9 protein-coding genes and 1 pseudogene are annotated in these 17,147 nt (G+C 66.1%); 1 reads left to right on the forward strand and 9 read right to left on the reverse strand.

Annotated elements, in window-relative coordinates; all coding sequences use genetic code 11:
• Positions 1–25: 25 nt before the first annotated feature.
• A complete protein-coding gene (locus tag SJY41_RS15230; RefSeq protein ID WP_380783065.1) occupies positions 26–730 on the forward strand; it encodes a murein L,D-transpeptidase catalytic domain family protein in 705 nt (234 codons plus the stop codon).
• 96 nt (positions 731–826) lie between these two features.
• Here the strand turns inward: SJY41_RS15230 and SJY41_RS15235 are convergent, their stop codons facing one another.
• From SJY41_RS15235 to bioB, 9 genes and pseudogenes are all read right to left on the reverse strand, one after another.
• Positions 827–1,918: a glycosyltransferase family 2 protein gene (locus SJY41_RS15235; RefSeq protein WP_380783066.1), complete on the reverse strand. Its 1,092-nt coding sequence runs from the start codon at positions 1,916–1,918 to the stop codon at positions 827–829.
• A complete protein-coding gene (locus SJY41_RS15240) occupies positions 1,915–4,425 on the reverse strand; it encodes a DegT/DnrJ/EryC1/StrS family aminotransferase (protein WP_380783067.1) in 2,511 nt (836 codons plus the stop codon). The genes SJY41_RS15235 and SJY41_RS15240 overlap by 4 nt, the downstream gene beginning before the upstream one ends.
• Before the next feature lie 220 nt (positions 4,426–4,645).
• The gene (locus SJY41_RS15245; protein WP_380783068.1) at positions 4,646–4,945 is read right to left on the reverse strand and encodes a hypothetical protein; all 300 of its coding nucleotides are present in this window, start codon (positions 4,943–4,945) and stop codon (positions 4,646–4,648) included.
• A gap of 48 nt (positions 4,946–4,993) precedes the next feature.
• Positions 4,994–7,825: a M16 family metallopeptidase gene (locus SJY41_RS15250; RefSeq protein ID WP_380783069.1), complete on the reverse strand. Its 2,832-nt coding sequence runs from the start codon at positions 7,823–7,825 to the stop codon at positions 4,994–4,996.
• 195 nt (positions 7,826–8,020) lie between these two features.
• Positions 8,021–10,678: a TonB-dependent receptor gene (locus tag SJY41_RS15255; protein WP_380783070.1), complete on the reverse strand. Its 2,658-nt coding sequence runs from the start codon at positions 10,676–10,678 to the stop codon at positions 8,021–8,023.
• Positions 10,679–10,832: 154 nt separating this feature from the next.
• Complete coding sequence (locus SJY41_RS15260; RefSeq protein ID WP_380783071.1) at positions 10,833–13,217, reverse strand: DUF3772 domain-containing protein; 2,385 nt, start codon at positions 13,215–13,217, stop codon at positions 10,833–10,835.
• Positions 13,218–13,538: 321 nt separating this feature from the next.
• Positions 13,539–15,652: pseudogene (locus tag SJY41_RS15265) on the reverse strand (biotin carboxylase N-terminal domain-containing protein).
• Complete coding sequence (locus SJY41_RS15270) at positions 15,652–16,002, reverse strand: lysozyme inhibitor LprI family protein (protein WP_380783072.1); 351 nt, start codon at positions 16,000–16,002, stop codon at positions 15,652–15,654. The pseudogene SJY41_RS15265 and the gene SJY41_RS15270 overlap by 1 nt, the downstream one beginning before the upstream one ends.
• A 38-nt stretch (positions 16,003–16,040) precedes the next feature.
• Positions 16,041–17,099 (reverse strand): biotin synthase BioB, encoded by a 1,059-nt coding sequence (gene bioB / locus SJY41_RS15275; RefSeq protein WP_380783073.1) that lies wholly within the window; start codon positions 17,097–17,099, stop codon positions 16,041–16,043.
• Between the last annotated feature and the right edge of the window lie 48 nt (positions 17,100–17,147).

The raw sequence follows: 17,147 nt of genomic DNA on the forward strand, positions 1-17,147 counted from the left end.
AACTGGGGCAATTTCGGGAAAATCGATGCACGACGAGCAAGGTCTTGTGCGCGAACGACGCGCGCTTCTGAAGAACGGACTGGTTTTGGCGGGGGCGCTGGCAGTGCCAGGCGCCGTATCCGCAACGACACGCTTTTCGCGGCCACTGACGGCACGCGACCTGAAGCCGATGACGCAGCCGCCGCTGCCGCGCACCACGGTCGCGCTGACCTCGCCGAGGGTGGTTCGGCCGGACCTGCTGCGCCAGGCGATGGCATCGCTCAGCCGTCACGGCAGCCGCATTCCGAACCATGACCGTATCGCAATCGCCGATTTCGCGGCGGCTTCGGGCAAGCCGCGCTTCCACTTCGTCGATCTCGCCAGTGGCCGCAGCACGTCGCTGCTGGTCGCGCATGGCAGCGGGTCGGATCCTGCGCATACCGGGTATCTGGAGCGCTTCTCGAACCGCTTCGGCTCGAACGCCTCCTCGGAAGGCGCGTTCGTCACCGACGACTATTATGTCGGCAAGCATGGTCGCTCGCAGCGTCTGATCGGGCTCGATCCGACCAATAACAACGCGCTCGAGCGTGCGATCGTCGTGCATTCGGCATGGTACGCCAACAAGGACATGATCGAGAGCCACGGCATGCTCGGTCGCAGCCAGGGCTGCTTTGCAGTCGGCGAGCGCGATCTCGATGAAGCGTTCGCGCGGCTTGGCGTCGGGCGGATGATCTACGCCGCCAAGGTCTGACCTAAATTACATAAGTCCCGTCATCCCAGCGTTCGCTGGGGTGACGGATGTGCGTATGGGGGTGATAGGGCAGAACCGGGAACGACGGTCCAAGGTCTAGCCAGAAGTCTGCGCCATCCGGCTCTGCTCCATGCGTCGGCGAGCGCGTCGTACACCGCCGATCATCCCCGACCACAGCAGCGCCTCCAGACCGGCATAGCCGAGCCCGAGATGGTCGGGCCGTACCGCGAGCACGTCCGCCAGTCCGATCGTACCGGTACGCAGGCCCGCCCGGGCGATATCACCCCAGCGACGAGCGGTCTCCCAACGGATCAGTCTGATGTCGTGCGCGGTGCAGTCATGCGTGGCCAGGAAGTCCGCCTGGATCACGCTTAACGCGCTACCCAACGCCGCGAGCGTGTCACGATCGGGCACGGGTCGCTTGCCCATGTTGTACGTGACCAGCAAGCGCGCGACCCGCTCCGCACGCGCGTCGAACAGGCGTTCGTGACGCTCCGCGAGAACGCGCGTAGCCGACGTCTCCATATTATCGACGAACCGCTTCGACAGCCCGCCGGCATGGACTCGGTACAGCATCAAGGGTTCGTCGAGACGGGCCACCGTGCCGTGGACCTGCATCCGCTGGTACAGGTCAAAATCCTCTGCGTAGAGGAGCTCGGGACGTGTGAAGGGCTCCAGCCGCCGCGCGACGTCGGTACGCAACATCACCGACGACCAGACGAGCGGGTTTTCGATACAGGTCAACCAGGTCGTGAGCGCGGGAGTCGTCACCGGAGAGTAGGTCGATGGTTTGACGACGCCATCGAAAAGCAATTCCGCTGCGGTGCCGAGCAACACCGTTTCCGGATGGGCGTCGAGATACGCGACCTGCCGCGCGAACCGTTCCGGCCGGCAGAGATCGTCCTGATCGAGCGCGGCGACGTAGCGCCCCCGCGCGACCGCGACCCCGCGGTTGCGGGCGATGACGGGACCTCCATTCCTGTCGAGCGCGATCAGGCGTACGCGCGCATCCGGCCAAGCCGCGACGACCTCTCGCGTCGTATCAGTCGAGCAATCGTCGACCACGATCACTTCGAAGTCCGTGAACGTCTGCGCCTGGAGGCTGGCAAGCGTCTCCTCGATGATGCGGGCGCCGTTATACGCCGCGATGATGACGCTGATGACGGGATCGGACGCCAAGGTGGTCATGCGGCGGCCTTGACCTGCGCTGCCATCACCTGATCAATGATCATCGACCCCACGTCGTTCTGCCATAGCCACAATCCATTGGCCTGGCCGGTAAAGCTCGATTCGCCGCCAAGCGGACCCCAGGGTACGAAGCCCGCTGCGAGTCCGAGCCCGTATAGGCCGTCGATAGGCGCATTCCGGGCATCCAGTATGCGGCAATGGCGATCAACCATGGGTCGGCCGTCAGACGCAGCCAGTGCCAAAGCGCTGCCGTCGCGCTCCGTGATGGGCATCCCGATCGGACGATAGCCGAGTGCCGCAATGACGATGTCGGCGTGCTCGATATAGGCGCGTGCCGTCGCATCGTCGTCACCGGTGATCCGGTGCAGCGCCACGCGTGGATCGGGCGCTCGTCCATCGATACCCAACATCCTTACGACCAGATCCCGGGCTTCCAGACGGAACCCGGCGAGACGGTAGACGAAGCCGGACACCGGGCAGATGTCGTCCGCGCCGAATTCGGTGAACCCTTCGGCATGGGCGGCTTCGACCGAATGATAGAATGGCCGGAGCGGCCGGCGGTGCAGCAACGTCACCGCGCCCGCGCCGAGCGGCAAGGGCGGCTGGCTTTTCAGGAGAAGTGCGATCGTAGTCAGGGCGCTGGTCGACCCGCCGATCACCGCGATCTTCGGATTGCGTTTGCCTGCAATAAGATCCGCGACCTTCTCGAAGCCGCCCACCGTCAGCACGTCGTCCGACTGCAGCAGGCGCCCGTTCGCCAGATCGACCAGGCCGGCGCCGGCAACCCGCTGAGCGGCAAGTCGATCGAGCGGCTGATTCCCGCCGGTCGCCACGACGATGCTGCGCGCGAGCTGTTCGAAGACGTGGCCATCGGACAAACGACGCAGCCGGACGCTCCACAGTCCGCTGCCGACGCGGGTGGCGCCCAACGCTTCGTGTCCGGTCAGAACGGCACCGCCATTGTCGCGAACGATGTCCGCGAGACGATCCCCGATCGCGCGCAGGAATGGTCCGACTTCAACCAGCGGCACGCCCAGCGCACCCTCGTGCGCCGCGACCGCACGTCCCGCGGGATGATCGACCAGTCGCGCGAGTTCAGGATGGATGTTGTCGCGCACGGCGGTCAGGAACGTCTGCGCCGTCGAATCGGATGTGATCGCGTAGCGACCCAGCCGCCCCCCGCCGATCGCGCCACCGCGCTCGACCATCATCAGGCCCGACGCGGCCAAGTCGGGCAGCAAGCCGCGCTTGGTCGCCGACGTCAGCATCGCCGTCCCGGCCGGGCCGCCGCCGATCACGATCACCGACGCTATCTTCCCGCCAGCGCCGCGTACCGATGCGCGCCGATCAAGCGGGCGAACGATCGCCGCGCACGCGCTCACAAGGGTTTGTGCGGCACGGCGCGCGTCGTCGACCGTCATCGCGTCGGTGATCGGCAACGACAGCATCCGGCCGGCGATCTTGTCTGCAACCGGCGTCGGCTCGATCATCGCGGTCGCCTGGAACCAGGGCTGTTCACCCAGATGCGGGCTGAAATACCGGCCGCAGCCGACGCCGTCCCGTTCGATGCTTTCGACGATCGCATCGCGGTGATGGGCCAGCCGCTCGGGCAGCAACACGGGCATGAACTGCATCGCGCGGCGTTGTCCCGAGACGGCCTGCAGTTGAAACTCCGACAACGCCTCGCGGTAGGTTGCCTCGAGCGTTGCGCGGTGTAGACCGATGCCGTCGATCTCGGCAAGCTTGGCCTGTGCCATGATCGCAAGGACCTCGGGCAGCTTTGCGTTGATCCCGGGGAGCGTCGCGTTGCGGCTACCTTCGAATCCGAAATTGCCCATCGCCCGAAGCGTCGCGATCAGGTCGGCATCGCCGCTGTGGACGAGGCCGCCCTCGCCGACCGCAAACGTCTTGGTCGCATGCATCGAATGGACCACCGCAAACGGGGCCTTCGCGCCGAACCCGGCGCCCGTATCGTCGAGCGTACCGAGCGACGACGCGGCATCGATCACCACGCCGACACCGTAGCGCGCCTGATACCGCGCGTACCGGTCGAGGTCGATCGCGTTGCCGAACGTTGCATAGGGCACGACGACGCCGATGCGCTCGCCATAACGCTCAAGCAACCGCTCCTCAGCGAGTGCGCAAGCGCCCCAGTCGGCAGGATCGATATCGCAGATCAGCGGTGTCAGCCCTGCCCATGCCGCAGCCTGCGCGGTCGCCGCGAACGTCAGCGCCGGCATCAACGCGAGCGTGCCCGGCTTGGGGTTCAGCCCGCCGGTCCGCATGCCCGACGCATGGCGTATCGCGAGCATCAATCCAAGCGTGGCGCTACCGACCGCAAGGCTGGCGCCATGGCCGCCGAACAGCTGGTCGGTGACCCCTGCCTCGAACGCACGGACTTCCGGACCGTTGTTGCTGAACACGCCCGATGCCTCGACCCGGCGCAGCGCATCGAGATGCTCACTCAAGCGCGGAGGGTTCGGAGCGATCAGGGGGAGTCGTTTCATCGGCGGATCCGGCTGCTGTTCGCGCGGACCTTGGCGTACAGCCTCCTAAGAAGCAGTTACACTGTCATAATACGGAGTTTTGTACAGTTCACACGAAACCGCCGCGCGGGTTCGAGAGCGCCCGCTGGCGTGGTGGGCTGTTCGCCGCAAGAATATTCATAACGAAGAAGCCCGCGCCTCCCGATCGGAAGCGCGGGCATTCGCGGTATTGATCCGCAGATCAGCCGACCCGCGTACCGGTCAGCGGGAAGCTGCCAAAGGCGCCGGCGGCGACGCTACCCTTGAGGACGTCGTCCTCGACGGTCGCCTTGCAGTCGAGCGTCATCGGCATCGGCACGGTCATGCTCTGCTTCCAGGTGATCGTGTCGCCATCGACGTCACCCGTGACGTCCATGCCGCCCATCGCGCCCGACACGGCACCAGTGAAGGTGCTGCCAGCGCTGTTCACGGTCAGCGTCATCTTCTGGTCGCCCAGCGGCGACTTGACCACGCAATCCCAGCTGCCATCGACGTTTGCCATTGCACTCTCTCCTGAATTACCCTCCCGGCAACGCCCGGGCTCTTAAACCTAATTGGCGCCGGCAACCGACGCCGCAGGGATGACCTCGACCGGCAGGCCGATGCTGTCAAGCTGCGGGCGAACGGTCTTCGCATCGCCGACCACGACCCAGATCGTCTTCTTCGGGTCGAGCGCCTGCTGGATCGCGGTGTTAAGTTGCGGCAGGTTAAGTCCTTGGTATCGCTGCGTGATCGTCGCGTAATAATTGTCGGGCCGCTTGAGCAGGTCGTTCTGCTGCATCGCTCCCAGCACCGCGTCCGACGTCTCGAAATTACCCGACAGCGAGCGGATCGCACCGTTGATCGCGCGATCGAACTCTGCCTGGGTCATCGGCTCCTTGCCGAGGAACGCACCGACATCGCTGCGGAGTGCGGCGATCGACGGACCGGTCTGGTCCGCCTGAACTGGCGCCGACAGGATGTACGGCGCGGCATATTCAGACTGCTGGAACCGTCCCGACACGCCGTAGGACCAATGCTTGCTCTCGCGCAGATCCATGTTGACGCGGCCGAGGAAGCTGCCGCCGAGCGCATCGTTCGCGGTCGCGACCGGCAGCAGGTCCTGCGTGCCCTTCACTGCGGTCGGCACGCCCGCGATGATCAGCGACTGTGGGCTGTCCGGCCGGTCGATCAGTACGATCTTCGGCCCGGACGGCGTCACGGTCGCGGGGAACGCCTTGACGCCCGCCGTACCCGTCGGCCGCCACGTCCCGAAACGTGCATCGAGCGCGGCCTTCACCTCGGCGAGCGGACGATCGCTGACGACGAAGATCTTCGCCTTGTCCGGCCGCAGCCATGCCTGCTGGAACGCGACCAGGTCGGCACGCGTCAGCGCCGCCACCGCCTTCGGATCGCCGCTGCCCTCCGCCTTGGCGTAGGGCGAGGTCGGCCCGAGCAGCTTCGGCAGGACGCGCGTCGCCAGCCCCTGCGGGCTGGTCAGTTCCTGCGCGATCTGTGCGAGCTGCTGGTTCTTGACGCGCGCGACCTCGGCATCGGCGAAGGCCGGGTTCTGCGCGATGTCCGCGAACAGGTCGATCGCCGGTGCCAGGTTCGCGCTCGGTACCTGCAACGACAGGAAGGTCCGGTCGTTCGACGCACCCGAGCCGATATCTGCGCCAAGACGCTCCTTCGCTTCGGCCAGCGCGACCGAATCGCGGGTCGGCGTACCCTCGTCCATCATCGACAACGTCAGCTTCTGCGTGCCGAGCTTGGTCGGAATGTCCGCCGCCACGCCCGCATCGAAGCTCAGTACCGCCTGCGTTACCGGCACGGCGGTGCGCTGTGCGTAGACGACCTCGATACCGTTCGACAGGCGCGTGCGCTCGACACTCGGGAAGCTCAGGCCGGCAACCGTGCCGACGCCGGGCAACGGGCCACGCGTCCCCTTCGGTGGCGCCTCGGCCGCTGGCACGACGTCGACCTTGGGCGGCACGACCGCGTTGGCATAGGCATCGCGCGGCCCCGGCACGACGGTCAGCGAATAGGCCGGACGCGACAGCCACTTCGCCGCGGCGGCCTTCACGCTCGCCGGCGTCTCGGCCGCCAGCTGCAACAGCTGTTTCTTGTAATAGCCGGGATCGTTCGAATAGAGCGCGCCCTCGGCGAGCGTCACTGCCTTGCCGCCGAACCCGCCGACGGACTCGAGCCCCTGCATCGTGCGCGACGCGGTCGTCGTGGCGACCCGGCTGACCTCGTCGGCGGTCGGGCCGTTCTTGAGGAAGTCGGCGAGGATCTCGTCGATCCGCTTCGATACCAGCGCGGGGTCGACGCCATCCCGGACGATCGCCTCGATCTGGAACATGCCGAGCTGGCTGAAGCTGTTGTTCGACGCGGAGATGCGCGTGACCAGCTTCTCCTTCTTGACCAGCGCAGTATCGAACCGGCTGCTCGCGAGTCCGCCGAGCACGCCCGCCGCGACGCTGAGCGCGGTGCCGTCCTTGTCGTTGAGGCCGGGCACCACCCAGTTGCGGCTGATCATCACCGCTGCGACACGGTCCTTGATCGTCTCGCTGACGGGCGCTGGCAGCGTCGGAATCGGTGCAGGCGGAACGATGCTCTCGGCGCCCTTGGGAATGCCGCCGAAATACTTCTCGGCGAGCGCTTTGCCGGTGGTCGCATCGACGTCGCCCGCCAGCACGAGCACCGCGTTGTTCGGGCCGTAATGGTCCTTGAACCAGTCCTTCACCGTCTGCAGCGAGGCCGCATCGAGATCCGCCATCGAGCCGATCGTGGTGTGGCCGTAGGGATGCGTCGCGGGGAACAGCCCCTCGGTGATCTTGTATTCGGTCAGGCCGTAGGGCTGGTTGTCGCCCTGGCGCTTCTCGTTCTGGACGACGCCGCGCTGCTCGTCGAGCACACCCTGCGTGATCGCGCCGGTGAGATAGCCCATGCGGTCGGATTCGAGGAACAGCGCGCGGTCGAGGGCCGCGGTCGGCACCGTCTCGAAGTAATTTGTGCGGTCGTAATAGGTGGTACCGTTGAAGTCGGTCGCGCCGACCTGTTTCAGCGGTTCGAAGAAGTCGCCTGGTGCGTTCTCGGAGCCGTTGAACATCAGATGCTCGAACAGATGCGCGAAGCCGGTCTTGCCCTTGGGTTCGAACTTCGACCCGACATTATACCAGACCGAGACCGCCACCACCGGCGCCTTGCGATCGGTATGCACGACGACGCGCAAGCCGTTCTTCAGCGTGAACTGTTGAAACGGAATGTCGACCGACTTGACGAGATCGGCAACCGGTGCGGGCTTTGCCGATGACGTGGCGGAACGCTGGACCTGACCGGCTGCGGGCGAGACGAGGGCGATTGCAGCGACGCCGGCAAGCGCGGTCATTTTCAAAGCCATATGCGAACATTACCCTTGGTTTCGGATGATCTGGTCGCACCATAAGCGCGCTTCGTCGCTGGGCAATAGGATAGATATGGCGGCCTCCCACGCCCGTCGCCGGCGCTTCACGGACGCACCGCCACTGTCGGATGGCGACGCATGTAAAGCCAAGCTGCACGATCGCGGTGGTCGCACGCCAGCTCGGCCCGAGGCCTAGAAGAACAGTTTGCGGATGCTGAGGCGTACCGTCCGACCCAGCGGGTTGAGGTAATCCGGTTGATACGTGTTGGGCGTCGCGCCGGTGGCGTCGGTGACGCGCTGGCGGGTGTTGAGGACGTTGTCGACCGACAGGCTGACCCGCATGCCGCGCAGCCACGGGTGCGATTTCACCCATTCGAGGCGCTGACCGAGGTCGGCGAACAGGCGGAGGTTTGCGGTCGCCAAGCCCCCGAAGTTCAGCGTCTCGGGTGCTGCAACCGTGCCGCCGTTGACTCGCGTTCCGGTCGCGTAGTTGGCGGACACCCGCGCGCCGAGGCCGTTATTGGTATAGCCCGCCTGCGCCTCCAGTTCGTGGCGCGCCTGACCGCCGCTGTTGCCGATCGCATCGCCGTCGAGCAGATTCAGACTCGGGCCACCATCGGCGACGAGTACGCGATCGGTGAAGTGCCAGGTGTGATAGACCGCGAACTGGATACGGCCGCCGGCCTGGCCGCCACGACCACCGAAGCCGCCGGGACCGCGTCCGCCGCCACCTGGGCCGCCGCCACCTGGACCGCCAGCACCCGGGCCGCCAGCACCTGCAGCGCCGCCGCCGGGACCACCCTGCCCGCGCGGACCGTCGCCGCTCGCGCCATCGGGACGACGGAAGCCACCGGGGGGTTGCAGGCCCTCGAACGGATTGGGACCGGTGCCAGCGCGATAAGCCTCCAGTTCCTTCTGGATCCTCGACTTGAGCGGCGCGGAGAAATTGATGCCCCACCGCAGTTCGGAGCGTTCGCTGCGCGCGAAATTGATCGGGCGGCGGTCGACCTGCAGCAGGGTCCCGCCAGCGTCGCGCACGAACCGGTCGGGGAAGGCGGCTTCGATCGCCGCGGTAGCCGAGGGGAAGGCGGCGATCGGATTGTCGGTACGGCTGTCGACGTAATTGGCCGTGATCGAAAGGTCCTTTGCGGTCCACGGCTTCAACGTCAGACCGAGCTTTCGAACGTGGTTGTTGTCGGCGACAAGCCCGGGGTTGCCGCCGCTGATCGTCGTGACGGTTGCGGTCGTGCCGCGCACGTAGTCGAAGATACGGACGTTGGGCGTGGTGATCGAGGGGTTGCCGAGTTGTTGCGAAGTCGGTGCCTCGTCGGTGTCGGTGACCGAAGCGATCAGTCGGACACCATCGATCGGCGACCAGTTCGCGCCATAGCCCAGCGTCGTCAGCGTGCCGAAGTCCGACAGATGGTCCTCGGCCAGATTGAAGTTCGCCGACAGCGTGCCGAGGAACGGCAAGACCCCCTTCGACCGGCTGGTCAGCGGCAAATCGACGTTGACCTGGCCGTTCACGGTATCGCGCGACACCTGACCGGTCTGTGCGACCTGTCCGGCGAGCAGGCTGTTGGTACGGTACGACCGGCTTTCGAAATCGGCGGTCTCGGCACCGAGCTTGATCGTCGTGGAAACTGCGCCCGCCGGCAGGCTGAACAGATTGCCGTTCACCACGGCGTCGACGCCGCCGGTGCTCTGCGTGGCATAGGCCCGATTGCCGGGTGCCGCACCGATGTCGCTCGCCGTCAGCCGGGCAAACGGATTGGCCGTCGGGTCGCCTGCTGCGAGCCGGGCGTTGAAGGCGGTCGCATCGACGCCGGTTTCGGTGAAGGTCTGCGTATCGCTGCGGTCGTAATTGCCAGTGACGTTCCACCGCCACGTACCGATGTCGCCGTTGAGCGTCGTGCCGAGATGGGCTGCGATCGACGAGGTCCGTTGGGCCAGCGGTAGGAAGTCGTCGTCGTCGAGCGCGCGGTTGACGGTCGTGCCGTCGGCCAGCGTCAGGGCGGCGACAGGCAAGCCGTTGAGACTGCGGCTGTCGGTCGATTCGAGGCGACCGTTGATGGTCGCGCCGATGTTGCCGAAGATGTTGCGGGCATACACGCTGTTCGCGGTAAAGGTGCTGGTCTCGGCCTGAAGGCTGCGAAACGGGGTCGGATCGACGATCGCACCGTTCGCGCCGACCGCCGTGGTCGCGGTCGGCGTGATGGTGCGTTCGGCTTCGGTCAGCCCGGAGGTCGAGGTGTATTCGACGTGCAGGTTGACGCGACGATCGCGGGCGATGGTGAGCATGTCGAGCTCGCCCTGCGGCGTGTTGCTACCCCCCTCGGTCGGCACCTTGTCGGTCGCTTCGACGGTGACCGCGCGGAAGCGGCGGCGCAGGACGAAGTTCACGACCTTCTGATCGGCACGATAGCCGTATTTGAGCGCGACCTCCTCGGGCAGGATCTCGACGCGCTGGATCGCCTCGGTCGGGATGTCGCGTATTTCCGAGAAGCTCGAGATGCGGCGACCGTTGAGCAGCACGACCGGCGCGCCGCCACTGCCGCGCCCGCTGGTCGTCTGCGGGCTGAGTTCGGTCAGGAGATCGGAGATCGAGCTGACGCCGTAGGAACGGATCTCGGCCTGACCAAGCGTCTGGTCAGGCGGAATGTCGCCGATGACCGAACCCGGCAGCTTGCGCGAACCGGTCACGACGATCTCTTCGGAGTCCGCGGCTTCGTCCTGTTCGGAGGCCTGCGCGACGGGGTGCGCGACCGGTGCAGCCGGCTTTGAAGGTGCCTGTTGCGCAACGGCCATCGCCGGCATGCTCGCCGCCAGAACCAGACTCAATTTACGCATACCCGTTCCACCCCGATGATCGTCGGATCGGACTAGAGGTAATTTGTCGCAGGATTGTGCCGGGTCGGCAGCGAATTATCGCGTCGTTTCTACGCTCTTTTCGGATTTATAGACCCGATTGCCGACCTTGAAGACGGAGTTGACGCCGGCTTGCCTAACCGGCGACCTCTGGCGACGGGACTTGCTGACCGGGCACGCCGCCCACGATCTCCATCTTCGTTGCCGTGGTCCCGACTTCGATTCCCGCCTCGCGGAACTGGCGGAGCAGCGTGAACAACAGTTCGCTGCGCATCGGATAGGCGTCGCGCGGGCTCGCCACATAGGCGAAGCAGTTGAACTTGGCGCGGCCGGCGTCGATCGAGTCGATGAACACCTTGGGTTCGGGATCGTCGAGTACCTCGTGCTTCTCCGCGAACGCGGCGAACAGCATCTTGCGCACCCGATCGAGATCCTCTTCGAGCGGCACCGAGAACTGCAGCTGGATCCGGCCGATCGGTGCGGCCAGCGTCATGTTCTGGATCGTCTTGGTGATCAGTTCCGAATTCGGCACGATCAGCGTCGAACGGTCCGCCACCTGGATCTCGGTCGAGCGCACGTTGATCCGCTTCACGTCACCCTCCATGTTGCCGATCCGGACGAGGTCGCCGATCTTCACCGGGCGCTCGGCGAGCAGGATCAGCCCCGAGACGAAGTTCTGCGTGATCGCCTGCAAACCGAAGCCGATCCCGACCGACAGCGCGCCGAGCACCACGGCCAGCTTCTCCATGCCGATGCCGAGCGCGCCGAGCGCCCACAGCACCGCGGCGATGATCCCGGCATAGCGTGCGACCATCGTCACCGAATTTTGCGCACCGGCATCCATCGCGGTGGTCGGCAGGTAGCTGTTCACCAGCCAGTGCTGCAGCCCGCGCATGATCGCCAGCGCGACGAACAGCACGGCCATCGAGCGCAGCACCGCGCCGGGAGATATCGTGATCTCGCCGACGGTGACGCCGCCAGCGACCGTGCCGAACAGCTCGAACACCGAACCGACATTCGCCCCGAACGGCGCCATCACCGCGCCGAGCGCGAGCATGATGAGCATCAGCCGCAGGAACGCCGACAGCAACACGCCGATCTGGTCGACGGTTTTGTTGCCGACCCCGAACCCGCTATTCGCCGACCGACCGAGCCGGTTGCCGCTCGACAACAGGGTCCGGCAGGCATCGTCGGTGAAGGTCATCATCAGGTACAGCGAGGCGCCGACGATCGCGCCCCATAGCATCCACTGACCGGTCTTGAGCGCGAAGTTGACGTACCCGATCAGTCCCGCGACCAGCGCAGCGACGACCGCAAGCCAAACGACCATCGCGACGATCGCGAGCAGACTGTTGCGGGCCGGTTTCTCCGGATCAGGCTGCGCCGCCGCGCGCAGCCGACCGAGCGCGACGAGGAGTGCACCGATCAGCACGAGATGGAGCAACGCCACCAGCGCATTGGCGGCGGTCGACGCCGGCGCACTCGCCCCGATCAGCATGTTCGTCGCGGTCAGCAATTGCCCGAAAAAGACGAGCGCAGCGGCCATCCAGCTATACGGACGCAGCGTCTGCGCGGCGGTATCGCCGATCGGGAGCAGCCGCCACGTCGATTGCGCACGGAGCAGCAGCGCGCCGCCCAGTGATGAGACAAACGCGGCGAAGAACGAGACACCCACGAAGATCGATCCAGCCTGGTTCCAGGCCGGCGACAGCAGCAGCGACCAGCGTAACGACTGGACGAACGCGAGCGCCGCCAGTCCCGGCAGCGCAGTACCAATGACGACCAGCCACAGCGCATAGGCAGAGCGGCGGATGCGCCCCCCCGGCGCGTGATTGGTCGCATATTGCCGACCGATACGGTGGAGAGCGCCTCGGAGGGGCACCGCAATGACCAGCGCGAGCAGCAATCCGGCGAGGGCAATGATCCCGGCGCGCGCGTCGAACCGCTGGGCGAACTGCTTCGCGCCGATTCCCGCGAAACGATTCAACCGGGCCGAGTCGCGCGGCAGATGCTCGACGATTGACGCCCAAAGGGTTGGCGACAGCGGCGAGGCGGTCTTCTCCGACAGCTGTTGGCCGAGCTCTTCGGCTTCCGCCGCACCAATGTCGTCGATCTGTTGCTTGGCCTCGACCCCGATGAGGCGTGCGCGCTTGATCGCGGAATCGAGCGCGGACTGGCTCTGTGAGAGGAGGCGGCGTTGCGCGCGGATCTCTGGCGCCTCGACGACGCCGGGAGTGGCGGCGCCGAGCTCGGTGACGCGCGCCTGGACGAGCGCCATCTCGGGCGTGAGCACGCGGACCGCGTCGGCGGCGGTGGTCTGGACCGCCTGAGCGCGGGTGCGGAGCGTTTGGCGGGTCGTGTCGTCGCGCGCGTCGACGGTGGCGTCGTCGATCGCCTGAAGTTCGGTCGAGGCCTGGGTAAGACTCGCCGCGATGGTCGCGACCTTGGGCTCGTCCTGCGCGATCGCTGGAAGGGCGGCGACGGCAAGGAGGAGCGCGAGGAGGTAACGAAGGACTGTCATCCGCGCGGCTTTACAGCTTTGGGAGCGGAAGCGGGAGGGGGACCGGTTTCTCCATCGCGCCCGGCGCCCGCTTAGATATCCAGATCGCGTCCCAACTCACGCCGCCACCCCGGCGGAGGCCGGGGCCCAGTTGGAAAGGTTTTTGTAACGGTGCGCTGCGCTTCGTTAGCGCCGTCCCCCAACTGGGCCCCGGCCTTCGCCGGGGAGGTGTGACAATGGTGAACTCGGCACGACCACAAAGAGGCGTCCCGTCCTTGTTCTCCCGCGAAGGCGGGGAGCCCAGTCCGGGTTCTCCGCCTTCGCAGGGGAAACAAGCGCGGCTCAGTCGAGCTCGAGGATCACCTGATCCACCGCGAGGCTGTCGCCCATCTTGGCCGCGACGGATTTCACCGTGCCTGTCTTCTCCGCGCGCAGGATATTCTCCATCTTCATCGCCTCGACCACCGCGAGCGGTTGGCCCATCTCGACCTTGTCGCCCGCCGCCACGTCGAGCCGCACCAGCAGCCCCGGCATCGGGCAGATCAGGAACTTCGACAGATCGGGTGCGACCTTCTCCAGCAGGTGCGCGGTGTACGGCGCGACGCGGGCAGGCAGCACGCGGGCGACGTGGCTCGCACCGCGGGTCGTCAGCTTGAAACCGGCCCGGGCCTTGGCGATGCGGATCGTGAGATGCTCGTCGCCGTCTGCGCCGTGGCCGTCCGCGACCACCATGCGGTCACCGGGGGTGTATTCGAGCGCCAGATCCAGGTCCTCGCCGTCGACCATGATACCGTCGGTCGAGATCGTTACGGCGTGGTCGATCGTGTCGATCGTCACCGACCAGTCGGCGGGCGGACGCAGGCGCTTGCCAAGTTGTCCGTCGATGCGGCGGGCGCGGTCGGCTTCGGCAGTAGCGGCAAAAGCGGCGACGGCGGCGAGCGTCTTCAGCAACGCCGCATCAGCCGGCGCGCCGTGGAAGCCGTCGGGATATTCCTCGGCAATAAATCCCGTCGTCAGCGCACCCGACTGGAAGCGCGGATGCTGCATGATCGCCGAAAGGAAATCGATGTTGTTGCCAGGCCCCTCCAGCTCGAACGCGTCAAGCGCGGCGATCTGCGCCGCGATCGCACCATCACGCGTCGGCGCCCAGGTGATGAGCTTGGCGATCATCGGGTCGTAGAACATGCTGACCTCGCCGCCCTCGCGCACGCCGTCGTCGACGCGGACCCTTGCTTCCCCCCGCCCGCTTGCGGGAGGGGGCTGGGGGGTGGGCTCGCGCCATCGTCAAACGCAACGTCAGCGGTGGAGGAGAACGCGTGCCCACCCCCGGCCCCTCCCGCCTGCGGGAGGGGGGAAGTCTCGGGCGGATTGTAGCGGACGAGGCGGCCTATCGAGGGCAGGAACCCACGATACGGGTCCTCGGCATACACCCGGTTCTCGATCGACCAGCCGTTGAGCTTCACTTCGTCCTGCCCGAAGCCGAGCGGCTCCCCTGCAGCGACGCGGATCATCAGCTCGACCAGATCCAGCCCGGTGATCTCTTCCGTCACCGGATGCTCGACCTGGAGCCGGGTGTTCATCTCGAGGAAGTAGAATCCCTCCCCGGTCGTGTCCGCGCCCGACACGATCAGCTCGACCGTCCCCGCCGAATAATAGCCGACCGCCTGCGCCAGCGCGACCGCCTGCTCGCCCATCGCCTTGCGCATCTTTGGCGTCACGAACGGCGACGGCGCCTCCTCGACGACCTTCTGGTGGCGGCGCTGGATCGAGCATTCGCGTTCGTTGAGATAGACGATGTTGCCGTGCTGGTCGCCGATCAGCTGGATCTCGATGTGACGCGGGCTTTCGATGAACTTCTCGATGAACACGCGATCGTCGCCGAAGCTGGCAAGTCCCTCGCGCTTGGTCGCCTCGAAGCCTTCGCGGACGTCCTGTTCGCTGTACGCCAGCCGCATGCCCTTGCCGCCGCCGCCGGCCGACGCCTTCATCATCACCGGATAGCCGATCCCGCCTGCGATCTCGACCGCGTGATCTGTGCTGTCGATCTCGCCGAGATAGCCCGGCACGACGTTGACGCCGGCGGCCTTGGCGAGCTTCTTCGACTCGATCTTGTCGCCCATCGCCGCGATCGCTTTCGGCGGCGGCCCGACGAACGCGATCCCGGCCTCGGCGCAGGCCAGCGCGAAACTTTCGCGTTCGGAAAGAAAGCCGTAGCCCGGGTGGATGCAGTCCGCGCCGGTCTCCTTAGCCGCCAGCAGGATGAGTTCCGCCTTGAGGTAGCTCTCGGCGGCGGGTGCGGGCCCGAGCCGGACGGACTCGTCGGCCATCAGGACATGCGGTGCGCGTGCGTCGGCATCCGAATAGACTGCGACGGTCTTGATGCCCATCGCCTTGGCGGTCCGCATGACGCGGCATGCGATCTCGCCGCGATTGGCGACCAGGATTTTCTTGAACATTATTGACCGCCATCACCCAAACTGTTGAGAAATTTCGTACGCTGTTTCGTAAGGCGAGCGAGGCACTGACCGGCGAGCATCGGCTCGCCCGAGCCACCGCGCATCGCCTGTCCCTCCACGACGCATTGCGCGTCACGGAACGCAACCCATGCGCGTTGCGATTTCGTCATCGCCTGCACATAGGTCGGCGCATTGTCGCGTTCGGTAAGATTGTTCCTGTCGAGCTTCGCCCAATATCCGAGCGCCTTCTTCCACGCGACGTTCAGAGCCCGGTCTGCCCGCGCAAAATCCTTATATGCACACGCGGTCATCGTCGTCTGGTCGAGCGGATTGGCGCAGCTATTGGGCATACCGGTCCCCTGCGCCAACAGCATTGCCAGAGCTGCGATCACTCCGCTGTAGCCCGCATCGGTTCGGGGCCGACCATCGGCTTCATCCCCAACTTCGCCAGCAGCGTCGCATCGGCGCTATCGCCAGCGTTGCCGGTGGTCAGCAGCTTGTCGCCGGTGAAGATCGAGTTCGCGCCCGCCATGAAGCACAGCGCCTGAGTCGCCTCGGACATGCTCTCGCGCCCGGCGGACAGGCGAACCATGCTCAGCGGCATGGTGATGCGCGCGACCGCGACCGTCCGGACGAACTCGATATCGTCGATCTGCGCCATCGGCGTGCCGGCGAGCATGTCGCCGAGCGGTGTACCCTTGACCGGGACCAGCGCGTTGACGGGGACGCTTTCGGGATGGCGGGGCAGCGTGGCGAGCGCGTGGACGAAGCCGACGCGGTCGCTGCGTGTTTCGCCCATCCCGACGATCCCGCCACAGCAGACCGAAATGCCGGCATCGCGGACATTCGCCAGCGTCTCCAGCCGATCGCCGAAGGTCCGCGTGGTGATGACGTTGCCGTAATTCTCCGGCGAGGTGTCGATGTTGTGGTTATAGTAGTCGAGCCCCGCCTCGGCGAGTTGCTTCGCCTGGTCCGCGTCGAGCATGCCGAGCGTCATGCAGGTCTCAAGCCCCATCGCGCGGACGCCCTCGACCATGGCGACGACCTTCGGCATGTCGCGCGGCTTCGGGTTGCGCCACGCGGCGCCCATGCAGAAACGCTGCGATCCGGCGGCCTTGGCCTGCGCGGCGTCGGCGAGGACGGCGTCGACGTCCATCAGCTTTTCCGCCTTCAGGCCGGAGTCAGACGACGCTGACTGTGAGCAATAGCCGCAATCCTCGGGGCAGCCACCGGTCTTGATCGACAACAATGTGCACAGCTGCACCTCGCCGATCGCGTGGTGCGCGCGGTGGACGGTCTGCGCGCGGTACATGAGTTCGTCGAACGGGAGATCGAACAGCGTGGCGATTTCCGGGCGTGTCCAATCTATGCGAACGCCCGGCGCAGCAGCAGCAACGGCAGGCTCGACGCCAGTCGCAACGGGGGAGCGGAGGAGGGTTTCGATCATCATGCGGCCTTTAGTCTCTGGTCGTTTCGCGTCGCTGCATAGCGCGTG

The sequence above is a fragment of the Sphingomonas sp. R86520 genome (genome assembly GCF_042466285.1).
Classification (GTDB): domain Bacteria; phylum Pseudomonadota; class Alphaproteobacteria; order Sphingomonadales; family Sphingomonadaceae; genus Sphingomonas.